Below are 11,857 nucleotides of genomic sequence, written 5' to 3' on the forward strand. Positions count from 1 at the left end.
GAGGTCGACTCCTTGGTTATCTAGGGCGTTTACTGCTCTTGGCAAAATCGATTCCGCCTAACAAATCGTCAAAGGCGGTGCGTTCGTCTCGGCGCATCCGGGCGCCATTCTGTCCTGTTTCATACTCCGCCTTATCCTCCCCATCGCCGCGCCCGGCCCGGTCCAATGCCGCGGCGGCCTGGCTCAACCGCCATGTCAGGCCCTCGTCGGCCGCGCCATCGAGATCTTCCAATGCGTCCTGCACTTCGCGCGCATGCCCGCGCCGCGCATTCAGTTTGGCAAGCTCTTCGGCCAGGCACATCCGGGCAATATCGTCATCGCCGGGGCGACGCACGGCAGGCACAATGGCCACATGGCGTTGCGCCAAAAGCTTTTCAAGGACTCCCTGTCCAAGATCGTCGGACACGGCCGCTCTCAGATCGGCGGCCAGTGCGTGATGCAGGATCGAATCGCGCAGGGCGGCGTGGTCGGGATCGGCGCATTCCATCCGCTCCAACTCGCCCTCGAATCCGGCGAGGACCGACGGGTTCAGCACGATCGTCGCGAGGATCACCGCCTCGCGCAGGTGATCCTCCATCCCCGCGGCGCCCCCCGCGAACATCGACGCCTTGGCGCCGCCGGTGACCGTCGCCGCCTGACCGTAGGGCGCCGGCGCGGCAGACCATTTGCCGGACCGCCGGCCCGACGCCGCCGGGCGGCGTGCGCCGAACAAGGCCCGGCGCAGCTCCTTCAGCTCCTCGCCGTAATGGGATTTCAGCGACGGATCGGGGATCACCTTGATCGCGTCGCGGAGCACCTTGTCGAGCGCCGCCTTGCGCTCCGGGCTGTCAAAGACCTTGCCTTCCGTCTCGCGCCGCCAGAGCAGCTGCACCAGCGGCAGCGCATTCTCCAGAATGGCGCGCATGGCCCCGGCACCTTGGGCACGGATCAGATCGTCAGGGTCCATGCCCTGCGGCATCAGGGCAAAGCGCAGCGATTTGCCCGCCTCCAGCAGCGGCAGCGCCAGATCGATGACACGCATCGCGGCACGCAGCCCGGCGGTATCGCCGTCCAGCGCAATCACCGGCTCGGGCGAGATGCGCCACATCAGCTGCAACTGGTCGGCCGTAACCGCGGTGCCGAGCGGAGCGACGGTCGCGCCAAAACCCGCCTCGCTCAGGGCGATCGTGTCCATGTAACCCTCGGCCACGACCAGCACCGCCCCCTTGCCCGCCGCCTCGCGGGCCGGGCCGTGGTTATACAGGCTGCGGCCTTTGTCAAAGAGCACGGTTTCCGGCGAATTCAGATACTTGGCACGGGCGTTCGGGTCCATCGCGCGACCGCCCAAGGCAATGGCGCGCCCTCTCGCGTCGCGAATGGGAAAGATGATGCGGCCCCGAAACCGGTCATAGGGATCGCCGCCGCCGTCCGGGCGGGCGGCCAGTCCCGCGTCCACGATCAGATCGGGGGAAACGCCCTTTTCCACCAAGGCGCGAAACACACCCTGCCGGGCATCCGGGGCAAAGCCGATCTCCCAACGGGCCTGCGCCTCGGCAGTCAGACCGCGACGATCCAGATAGGCGCGGGCCTCCTCGGCCGGCGCCATGCGCAACTGCATCCGGTAATACTGAACCGCCTGCTCCATGACATCGGCCAGAACACTACGCTGATCGGCCTTTTCCTGCGCCTTGGGATCCCGCTGAGGGACCGGCATCCCGGCCTCGCGGGCCAGTATCTCGACGGCCTCGATAAAGCCCACGTTCTCCGTCTCGCGGACAAAGGAAATCGCGTCGCCTTTGGCATGACAGCCAAAGCAGTAGTAAAACCCCTTGCGATCATCGACATGAAACGAGGCCGACTTTTCCTGATGAAACGGGCACGAGGCCCAGAGGTCGCCCTTGCCGGGATTGGATTTGCGGTTGTCCCACATCACCTTGCGACCGACGACCTGCCCAAGGGACAGGCGACCACGCAATTCGTCAATGAAACCGGGGGGCAAACTCATCTGCGCAGTATCCGATCAATTGTGGGCAAAGTCGAGACGTCCGCCCCTTCATCTTGGCCAAAAAACTCCCCCCGGAGGGGCCCGGACTATCCGCCGCGCCGGCGCTCGAAGAATCCGCGCAGCAAGGCAGCCGCCGCGACCTCGCCGATGCCGTCATACACGTCCGGGACATGGTGGCACTGCGGATGGGCAAACACCCTCGCGCCGTGGGCCACGCCACCGGATTTCGGGTCCGAGGCGGCATAATAAAGCCGCGCCACCCGCGCCGCGGCAATCGCACCCGCACACATCGGGCAGGGCTCGAGCGTGACGTAGAGCGACGCCCCGGTCAGCCGCTCCTGCCCCAGCGCGGCACAGGCGTCGCGGATGGCCAGCATCTCGGCATGGGCCGTGGGGTCGTGCCACTCGCGGCAGCGGTTGCCCGCACGTGCGATCACCTCGCCCGCCTCCGAGACGACGACGGCCCCCACGGGCACTTCGCCCCTGTCGGCCGCGGCCCGGGCCTCTGCCAGCGCCAAATCCATATGCGAGGTAAAGCTCATGTCTCCACATGGCCCGGCACAGCAGGCTCTGGCAAGGGGCGCAATTCCCGGATAGGACGATGTCTATGACCGACAAACCCACACCAGACGGCGACCGTATCGCCAAAGTGCTCTCCCGCGCAGGCGTCGCCTCGCGGCGGGATGCGGAAAAGATGATCGCCGAGGGCCGCGTCGCGGTCAACGGCAAGCGGATCGACAGCCCGGCGCTGAATGTCGGCGCGGGCGACCGGATCAGCGTCGATGGCAAGCCGATCGGCCCGCCCGATCCGCCGCGGCTCTGGCTGTATCACAAGCCCAAGGGCGTGGTGACCACCGCCCGCGACGAGATGGGCCGCCCCACCGTGTTCGACGCGCTCCCGCCCGAATTGCCACGGGTCATGAGCATCGGTCGGCTCGACCTCAACTCCGAGGGCCTTCTGATCCTGACCAACGACGGGGAGGTCAAGCGCAAGCTCGAGCTGCCCGCGACCGGCTGGCTCCGGCGCTACCGGGTGCGGATCAACGGTGCGGTCAGCGAAGACCAGCTCGACATCCTGCGCCGCGGCATCACCGTCGAGGGGGTCAGCTATCAGCCGATGGAGGTCACCTTCGACCGCCAGCAAGGCGCCAATGCATGGCTGACCGTGTCCCTGCGCGAGGGCAAGAACCGCGAGATCAGGCGGGCGATGGATGCGCTCGGCGTCAAGGTGAACCGGCTGATCCGGGTCAGCTATGGCCCGTTCCAGATCGGCAATCTGAAATCCGGCGAAGTCGAGGAACTCAAGCCACGCGTGGTGCGCGATCAATTGGGGCTCGAGGACCGTCCGGAGCCCGTCCGCCGCCGCGCTGGTGGCAAACCGGGCGGCAAACCCGGCCCGAAACCGGGCGGCAAGCCATTCAGCGGCAAGCCGACCGGGGCCGGACGGCGCACGTCCGGGATCACGCTGGCCGACCGTGCCGACGGGGTCAAGACGCCGCGCAGCGCGGGGTTCCGGTCGCATGGCGCCAAGCCCGGCGACACATCCGGCGACAGCTCCGGCAATCGGCCGCCGCGCAGCGCAGGCACGAAATCGGCTCGCACACATCTGGCGAAACGGACCGGCCCGGGCCAGAAGCCCCGGCCCAAAGGGGAAAGCTGAGCGGCCTTTCCCCGCCAAACCATCCGAAAAAGCTCGGATTCGCGCCGGAATCCGGCCGATCCGTGCAAGGTCAGGCAAACCCGCCCTTGCGTGCCTCTCGCATTTCGGGGCCAATTGACCATATGTTGATGATGCACATTCGCTCAATTGATTTGTCAAAGGCCCGAAAACCCGCATGACCAGACTGATCCTGCTCTTGCTGATGTTCTCCGCTGTCGTAATTGCTGTTACGTCGGTAATGTCGTTGATCAAAGCCCCCAGCCCCGCCCCGCGCCAATCCAAGGACTCGTTCATGCCTGCAAGCGTCAAGAATATCGCCTACGTCCTGCTGATCATCCTGATGTTCGGGGTCGTGTCCGGCGTGATCGGAGGCCTCTGATGGCACAGCGGTTCGGCGGCGAGCACAGCCCGGATAAAGACGTCGCGCAGGCCGCGGGTGCGGACAAGGCCCGCAAGGACGCGGTGCGTGCGGCGCGCAAGGACGAGGCGCGGGTCGATGCGGCCGGGGCGCGGGCGAACATCATGTTCGTGCCCGTCGTCGTGCTGGTCTTTACCTCGCTCAACGAAGGCGCGGTGGCGCTCACGCTGGCGCTGATCGGTGCCGCTCTGTTGACGCTGGGGGCTTGGCTTCTGCGCGATGGCCTGCGTGCCGAGGCCGCCTACAACGCCCGCGCCATCGCCCGCAAACCGGCCCTGCCGCGCAAGATCATCGCCGCCGTCTGCGCCACGCTCGGGATCGGGCTTGCCGCCAGCACCGGCGACAATTCGGTGGTGGCCTCGGGGCTTTACGGCCTAATCGCCGGGGCGCTGCACCTCGTGGCCTTCGGGATCGACCCGCTCAGCGACAAGCGCGTCGAGGGGATCGACACCTTTCAGCAAGACCGGGTCGCCCGCGTCGTCGACGAGGCCGAAGCCTATCTCGCCGCCATGGCCGACCACGTGGCCAGCCTCAAGGACCGCAAGCTCGACCTGCGCGTCGCCAGCTTTCAGGCGATGGCCCGCAAGATGATCCGCACCGTCGAAGAAGACCCCCGCGACCTCACCGAGGCGCGCAAGTATCTGGGGGTCTATTTGATGGGGGCACGCGACGCGACGGTGAAGTTCGTCGACCTCTACCGACGCCAGTCGGAGCCAACTGTCCGGGCCGACTATGAAGCGCTGCTGACCGATCTTGAAGAGAACTTCGCCGCCCGCACCGACAAGCTGTTGATCGGGGACCGGACGGACATGGACATCGAAATCAAAGTGCTGCGGGATCGTTTGCAGCGCGAAGGCGTTAAGCCAGAGTAACAGGGGACACCACATGTCAGACACGATCCGCGACCAAGCCCAGCAAGCTCTTGCCGAGGTTGAAAAAGTGACAGCCGTTGTGCTGCCGGAGCCAAAGAACGAAATCGTCGTGCTCGAAGACGCACCCGCCCCCGTGGGCGAGGAAATCCGCAAGCGCATGTCCGAACTGGACATGTCCGACACAAACTCGATCGTGTCGTTCGGATCGTCGGCGCAGGCCGAATTGCAGGTCATCTCGCAGTCGATGCTGGCCGGCGTGCGCAACAAGGACGTCGGCCCCGCCGGCGACAGCCTGCGCAATATCGTCACCACGATCCGCGGCTTCTCGATCAGCGAACTGGACGTGCGCCGCGAGCGGACCTTCTGGGAAAAGCTCTTGGGCCGGGCCGCGCCGATGGCCAAGTTTGCCGCGCGTTTCGAGGATGTTCAGGGCCAAATCGACCGGATCACCGACGACCTGCTGAAGCACGAGCACGTGCTGCTCAAGGACATCGAGTCGCTCGACATGCTCTATGACAAGACGCTCGACTTCTACGACGAACTGGCGCTCTACATCTCGGCCGGCGAGGCCAAGATCAAGGAACTCGACGAGGTCACGATCCCCGCCAAGGAGGCCGAAGTGCAGGCCGCCCCCGAGGATCAGGGCGTGATGAAGGCGCAGGAACTGCGCGACATCCGCTCGGCGCGCGACGATCTGGAACGCCGCGTCCACGATCTGAAACTGACCCGTCAGGTGACGATGCAGTCGCTTCCCTCGATCCGGCTTGTGCAGGAAAATGACAAGTCGCTGGTCACCAAGATCAACTCGACCCTCGTCAACACCGTGCCGCTGTGGGAAACCCAGCTGGCGCAGGCCGTGACGATCCAGCGCTCCGCCGAGGCCGCGAAGGCCGTCCGCGAGGCCAACGATCTGACCAACGAATTGCTCACCGCGAATGCCGAAAACCTGCGCTCGGCCAACAAGATGATCCGCACCGAGATGGAACGCGGCGTGTTTGATATCGAGGCGGTCAAATCCGCCAATGCCAACCTGATCGCCACCATCGAGGAAAGCCTCCAGATCGCCGACGAAGGCAAGCGCAAGCGGGCCGAAGCAGAGGCCGATCTCAAGAAGATGGAAGCCGAGTTGAAGGACACCCTGTCGTCGGCACGCGCCCGCGCCACCGGCACAGGCGAAAACGTCGGCGGTTCGGTCAACCCTGCCGGGGGGGCCTGATCATCCGCACGGGGCAAAGACACAGACTGGTCGGGGCCGGAGCCATTGCTCTGGCCCTTTTGGCAGGCTGCCAAGACCTGGCGACCACCCCCGATCCCGAGCCGGAACCGCCGGAACTGACGGTCGAATTGCCGCCCGAGCCGGAGGCACCTCTGCCCGAGCGGTCAGAGGCCAGTCTGGCGCTGTCCGTGCATTACCAGCGCCTGCAGAACGATCTGCTCAGCCAGGGGCTGATGCGCGGCGACGGTGGCGGGCCGGATACACCCTATACCGACGTGATGCTGACGCGAAACTTCATCCGCATCGCGCTCTTTGACGAATACGTCACAGCAGGCGACGAACTGGTCGCCGAGGCCACTCTCAGTCGCCTGCGCCGCTGGGAACAGCCGATCCGGATGGCTGTCGAATTCGGCGCGACCGTGCCGCAGGCACAGCGCGACCGGGATCAAAGCTCGATCTCGACCTACGGCGCGCGTCTGGCCCGGCTGACCGGGCTGTCGATCCGCCAGACGGACCAAGACCCCAATTTCCACGTTCTCGTGCTCAACGAAGACGACCGGCTCGCCTCCGAGGCGCGGCTGCGCGAGCTGGTGCCCGGGATCACGCCCAGCTCGCTGCGGGCATTCATGTTCCCGCCGCGCGATACTCTGTGCCTCGTGATCGCCTTTTCCGAAGGCGGCGCACCCAGTTATTCCAAGGCGGTCGTGCTGATCCGGGGCGAACACCCCGATCTTTTGCGCCTTGCCTGCATCCACGAAGAGCTGGCCCAAGGGCTCGGCCTCGCAAACGACAGCCCGCAGGCGCGGCCCTCGATCTTCAACGATGACGAGGAGTTCGGGCTTTTGACGACGCATGACGAGATGCTGCTCAGGATGCTCTACGATCCGCGCCTCTCCCCCGGCATGAGCGCCGCCGAAGCCGCCCCCATCGCGCGCCGGATCGCGACGGAGCTTTTGGGGGGCGAAAGTTGAGCGGGGCGGCCATGTTCGAGGCGCGGCCCGGCGATCTGGCCAGCATTCAAGCTTTGAGCGGAGCCAAAGCGCCGCTGGCTGTTGGCGCAACGGCATTTCCGGCCCGCGCCCCCGCCAGACCGCGCTGCCCGACGATCGGGGCACGGACCCGGCCGCCATGACATTCATTTGCATTTGCCTCCCCGATACATAGTCTCTCACCTGCACGCAGTACCCGAAGGAGCCGCTCTATGGGCATTCTCGATTTTCTTTCCGGCCAGTTCATCGACGTCATTCACTGGACCGACGACACCCGCGACACGATGGTCTGGCGCTTCGAGCGCGAAGGCCACGAGATCAAGTACGGCGCCAAGCTGACGGTCCGCGAAGGTCAGGCCGCCGTCTTCGTCCACGAGGGCGTGCTGGCCGATGTGTTCACCCCCGGGCTCTATATGCTTGAGACGAACAACATGCCGATCATGACCACGCTTCAGCATTGGGATCACGGTTTCAAATCTCCGTTCAAATCCGAGATCTATTTCGTCAACACCACCCGCTTCACCGACAACAAATGGGGCACCAAGAACCCGATCATGTGTCGCGATCCTGAATTCGGGCCGGTGCGGTTGCGGGCGTTCGGCTCCTATACCATGCGGGTTGCGGATGCGGCCAAGTTCATGACCGAGATCGTCGGCACGGACGGCGAATTCACCAGCGATGAGATCTCCATGCAGATCCGCAACGTCGTGGTGCAGGAGGTGTCCCGCGTGCTGGCGTCGTCGGGCATCGCCGTCCTCGACATGGCCGCCAACACCGCCGACATGGGCAAGCTGGTGACGCAGGCAATCGCGCCCACCATCGCGGCCTACGGCCTGTCCATCCCGGAATTCTACATCGAAAACATCTCGCTGCCCGCCGAGGTCGAGAAGATGATGGACAAACGCACCTCGATGGGCGTGATGGGCGATCTCAACCGCTATAGCCAGTTCGCCGCCGCCGAGGCGATGGGCAAGGCGGCCGAGAATCCCGGCATGGCCGGCGCCGGCATGGGCATGGGCCTTGGCATGGCGATGGGCGGCATGGCCGCCGGGCCATGGGGGCCGGTCCCGCAGCAGGCACCACATGCCGCCGCTCCGCCGCCACCGCCCCCGCCGCCGGTCGAGCACGTCTGGCACATCGCGGCCAACGGCGCGACCACCGGCCCGTTCAGTAAAGCGACGATGGGCCAAAAGGTCTCCAGCGGCGAATTGACCCGCGAGAGCATGGTCTGGACCGCCGGACAGGACGGCTGGATGAAGGCAGGCGACGTGAGCGAGTTGGCGCAACTCTTCACCGTGCTGCCGCCGCCACCACCGCCGGGCGTCTGACTTTCGGCGCGAGCGTACACCGCGCTCGCGCCCGCCCGCCTAGCGGGCCAACATGACAGCAACCCATGACAGGATGACAAAATGGCACAGCGCACCGGCTACTCCACCGCCCAGATCACCCTGCACTGGCTCACCGCCATCGGCGTTCTGGTGGCCTTCTTTACCCACGACGCCATGGAAGAAATCGCCGAGCAGACATGGGAGGCCGGTGGCGCCGCCTTTCCCACGGTGCACACGATCGCGGGCATGACGGTGTTCTTTCTGGTGCTGGTCCGGGTCATCCTGCGGCTTCGCACCGGCGCGCCCGAGCCGGAGGGCGACGGCATCCAGCAAGCCGCCGCCGTCTGGGGGCACCGGCTGCTCTATCTGATGTTGCTCGCCGTGCCCTTGGGTGGGTTTCTGACATGGATCGTGGGCATTCAGGACCTGGGCGATCTGCACGGTCTGGCGGGCAAGGCGCTGATGATCGTGGCTCTGGGCCATGCGGCGATGGCGATCTATCACCAGTTCGTCAAGAAGGACGGCACCCTGATGCGGATGCTCCGCCCCGGCAAATGACAAGGCCCCGGCCCTCTCTTGCCGGTTTGCTTCCACACCGGCGCACCGCGCTGAAGGCGCTGCATTGGACCATGGTGCCGCTGTTCGCTTGGTTCGTCCTCGTGCAGCCACGCGATGTCGAACGGATCGGACCCTGGGCCGTGCAACTGCACTCGGTCATGGGGCTGATCTTCGTATTGCTGGCGCTGCTCTGGACGGCGGATTACATGCGGCGCGGGTTGGCCAGCCGACCGGGGCCAAAGCTGCAGGGGCTGGCACGGCGGGTCCATCCGGTGCTGCACAAGACGATGATCTGGGGGATCTTCGGCGTGGCGCTCACCGGGTTCGGGCTGGGCGTGACCTCCTCGGTGCAACTTTGGGCGGGCGACATCGTGCCGATCGGGGTGCCTTTGGGAATGCCACAGGCGAACGACCTGATCGGTCTGATCCATTCGATCGAATTCTACCTGCTCGCGGCCATCGCGGTCTTTCACGCCGGGTTTCACATCTGGCGGCACGTTCGTCTGGGCGACAATGCGCTTCGGATCATGGCGCCAAAGCGACTGCACAGGTTCCTGTGACCGGGGCCGGGATAACGCGACGCGGGGTGATCATCCTGCTGCACTGGTCTGTGCTGATGGCGGTGCTCGTGATGATCAAGGGCGGCACCGCAAACGAAACGGTCCGCTGGGCCTTTGTCGGAATGGGCGCCGTCTGGGCCGGGCTGGCGCTGGTCAAGGGACTGCTCGGCAAGCCGGGGCCAAAGCTGCAAGGGACAGCGCGGGCGATTTACCGGCCCATGCATATCGGCCTCTATGTGTTGCTCGGCGGCGCCGTGGTGATCAACGGCGCCGAGCTTCTGGGGCTGATCGCACCCGGTGGGGCGTGGATTTCGCTGCTTGTCCTGTTGACAGCAGGCACGTTTCACGGGCTCTTTCACTTCTGGCGGCACACGGCGCTCTATGACGGGGCATTTCGGGTGATGATGCCGCGCCCATTGCACAAATACCTATGATCTACAGGCCAATTGATTCATGATCGACACGACCCAAGAGCACCACTTCCCGTGTGAACGATGCGGATCCGATCTGCATTTCACCCCCGGCCAGACCCATCTGACCTGCCCGCATTGCGGCCATGTGCAATATATCGACGCCGACGAGGGGCGGCACGAAGCCATCCGCGAGATCGACTATCTGGCCACCCTGCGGCATCAGGCCAGTCAGGCCGAGGTCGAGGAGACACGGGTCGTCACCTGCCCGTCCTGCGGCGCGCAGACCGAATACAGCGAGGAAAGCCAGGCCGCCCGATGTCCGTTCTGCGACACCCCCGTGGTCACCGATACCGGCACCCACAGGCACATCAAGCCGGCCGCCCTGCTCCCCTTTGCGCTGGATGAGAAAACCGCGCGGGACGCGATGACCAAATGGCTCGGACGGCTCTGGTTCGCGCCGGGCGGCTTGCAGGAATACGCCCGCAAGGGCCGGGCGATGAACGGCATCTATGTGCCCTACTGGACCTATGACAGCGACACGAAGTCCAACTATCGCGGCGAGCGCGGCACCCATTACTACGTCACCAAGACGGTGCGCGGCCGCGACGGCAAGACCAAGACCGTCCGCGAACGGCGCACCCGCTGGCGGCCCGCCTCGGGCCGGGTGGCCCGGTTCTTTGACGATGTGCTGGTGCTGGCGTCGCGGTCGCTGCCCAAGAAATACACCGACGGTCTGGAGCCGTGGGATCTGACGGAGTTGACCGCCTACAAGCCCCAGTTTCTGGCCGGATTCCGGGCCGAAGGCTATCAGATCGCGCTGGAAGAGGGCTTTGCCGAGGCACAGCAGCGCATGGACGCGGTGATCCGGCAGGACGCACGGCGCGACATCGGCGGCGACGAACAGCGGGTGCATTCGGTCCAGACCGAGTTCAACGACATCACCTTCAAGCACATCCTGCTGCCGATCTGGCTGGCGGCCTACAAATATCGGGGCAAGACCTACCGCTTCGTCGTCAACGCCCGCACCGGCAAGGTGCAGGGCGAGCGGCCCTATTCGGCTTGGAAGATCGCCTTCGCGGTGATCGTCGGCCTCATCGTGGCGGGCGGCATCGCCTATGTCGCGGCGCAAAACCAATGAGGTATCTGGCCGATTGGTCCCCGCGCCCCCGGCCCGAACGGATCACCCATCACGGGCAACGGATCCGACTGGAGCCGCTCGACGCCGCCCATGCGGACCGGCTCTTCGAGACCTGCTCTGCTCCGGGCGAAGCGGCGCGGTTCGACTGGCTCTTCGAATACCCGCCGACGGACCGGGCCGACATTGCGGATTGGGTCGACAAGGCCTCCGGCACCGCCGACCCTTTGTTCTTTGCCGTTGTCGATCAGGCCAGCGACGCCGTGCTCGGGCGGCAAGCGCTCATGCGGATCGACCCGACCAACGGCGTCATCGAAATCGGCAGCATCTATTGGGGCGGCGCAATGGCGCGCACACCGATGGCAAGCGAGGCGCTGTATCTGATGGCCGGCCATGTGTTCGACGATCTGGGCTATCGACGGTTCGAGTGGAAGTGCAACGATGCCAACGAGCCGTCGAAATCCGCCGCCCTGCGGTTCGGCTTTCAGGCCGAAGGCGTCTTTCGCAACCACATGGTCCAAAAGGGCAAAAACCGCGACACGGCGTGGTTTGCCATGCTGGACGAGGATTGGCCGGCTCTTCGGTCGCGGTATGAGGCGTGGCGCGATCCGGCGAATTTTGATAGCAATGGGCGGCAGCTTCGTCGGTTGCAGGACTGCTGACGTTCTTGCCCTTGCGACCCAGATCAGCGATGTTAGCGCCAACACCTTAATTCGGAGCCTCC

At 65.3% G+C, this 11,857-nt stretch carries 13 protein-coding genes; 11 read left to right on the top strand and 2 right to left on the bottom strand.

What is annotated here, in order from left to right; all coding sequences use genetic code 11:
* Positions 1 to 16 precede the first annotated feature (16 nt).
* Together dnaG and LOM8899_RS14280 are read right to left on the bottom strand one after the other, a co-directional pair.
* Positions 17 to 1,984 carry a DNA primase gene (gene dnaG / locus LOM8899_RS14275; protein WP_093992892.1) on the bottom strand — a complete coding sequence of 656 codons (1,968 nt, stop codon included), beginning with the start codon at positions 1,982 to 1,984 and terminating at the stop codon, positions 17 to 19.
* Positions 1,985 to 2,070: 86 nt separating this feature from the next.
* Positions 2,071 to 2,526, bottom strand: a complete 456-nt coding sequence (locus LOM8899_RS14280; protein WP_093992893.1) for a nucleoside deaminase — start codon at positions 2,524 to 2,526, stop codon at positions 2,071 to 2,073.
* 65 nt (positions 2,527 to 2,591) lie between these two features.
* Between LOM8899_RS14280 and LOM8899_RS14285 the strand changes: the two genes are divergently transcribed.
* From LOM8899_RS14285 to LOM8899_RS14335, 11 genes are all read left to right on the top strand, one after another.
* Complete coding sequence (locus tag LOM8899_RS14285; RefSeq protein ID WP_093992894.1) at positions 2,592 to 3,644, top strand: pseudouridine synthase; 1,053 nt, start codon at positions 2,592 to 2,594, stop codon at positions 3,642 to 3,644.
* A gap of 175 nt (positions 3,645 to 3,819) precedes the next feature.
* Positions 3,820 to 4,023: a hypothetical protein gene (locus tag LOM8899_RS14290; protein ID WP_093992895.1), complete on the top strand. Its 204-nt coding sequence runs from the start codon at positions 3,820 to 3,822 to the stop codon at positions 4,021 to 4,023.
* A complete protein-coding gene (locus LOM8899_RS14295; RefSeq protein WP_093992896.1) occupies positions 4,023 to 4,934 on the top strand; it encodes a 5-bromo-4-chloroindolyl phosphate hydrolysis family protein in 912 nt (303 codons plus the stop codon). Before LOM8899_RS14290 ends, LOM8899_RS14295 begins: the two co-directional genes overlap by 1 nt.
* Before the next feature lie 13 nt (positions 4,935 to 4,947).
* On the top strand, positions 4,948 to 6,150 hold the full coding sequence (locus LOM8899_RS14300; protein ID WP_093992897.1) for a toxic anion resistance protein: 1,203 nt from the start codon (positions 4,948 to 4,950) through the stop codon (positions 6,148 to 6,150).
* A 59-nt stretch (positions 6,151 to 6,209) separates the two neighbouring features.
* On the top strand, positions 6,210 to 7,121 hold the full coding sequence (locus tag LOM8899_RS14305) for a DUF2927 domain-containing protein (RefSeq protein ID WP_245820542.1): 912 nt from the start codon (positions 6,210 to 6,212) through the stop codon (positions 7,119 to 7,121).
* Between the two features lie 230 nt (positions 7,122 to 7,351).
* Positions 7,352 to 8,467: an SPFH domain-containing protein gene (locus LOM8899_RS14310; RefSeq protein ID WP_093992898.1), complete on the top strand. Its 1,116-nt coding sequence runs from the start codon at positions 7,352 to 7,354 to the stop codon at positions 8,465 to 8,467.
* 81 nt (positions 8,468 to 8,548) lie between these two features.
* Positions 8,549 to 9,025 (top strand): cytochrome b, encoded by a 477-nt coding sequence (locus LOM8899_RS14315; RefSeq protein WP_093992899.1) that lies wholly within the window; start codon positions 8,549 to 8,551, stop codon positions 9,023 to 9,025.
* A gap of 71 nt (positions 9,026 to 9,096) precedes the next feature.
* Positions 9,097 to 9,585, top strand: coding sequence for a cytochrome b/b6 domain-containing protein (locus LOM8899_RS14320; protein WP_245820543.1), 489 nt, complete (start codon positions 9,097 to 9,099; stop codon positions 9,583 to 9,585).
* 26 nt (positions 9,586 to 9,611) lie between these two features.
* Positions 9,612 to 10,019, top strand: a complete 408-nt coding sequence (locus tag LOM8899_RS14325) for a hypothetical protein (RefSeq protein ID WP_245820544.1) — start codon at positions 9,612 to 9,614, stop codon at positions 10,017 to 10,019.
* 19 nt (positions 10,020 to 10,038) lie between these two features.
* Entirely contained in the window at positions 10,039 to 11,136 is a 1,098-nt protein-coding gene (locus LOM8899_RS14330) for a TFIIB-type zinc ribbon-containing protein (RefSeq protein WP_093992901.1), read from the top strand.
* Positions 11,133 to 11,795: a GNAT family N-acetyltransferase gene (locus LOM8899_RS14335; protein ID WP_093992902.1), complete on the top strand. Its 663-nt coding sequence runs from the start codon at positions 11,133 to 11,135 to the stop codon at positions 11,793 to 11,795. The genes LOM8899_RS14330 and LOM8899_RS14335 overlap by 4 nt, the downstream gene beginning before the upstream one ends.
* The last annotated feature ends 62 nt before the right edge of the window (positions 11,796 to 11,857 follow it).

The sequence above is a fragment of the Flavimaricola marinus genome, assembly GCF_900184895.1.
GTDB classification, from domain to species: Bacteria; Pseudomonadota; Alphaproteobacteria; order Rhodobacterales; family Rhodobacteraceae; genus Flavimaricola; species Flavimaricola marinus.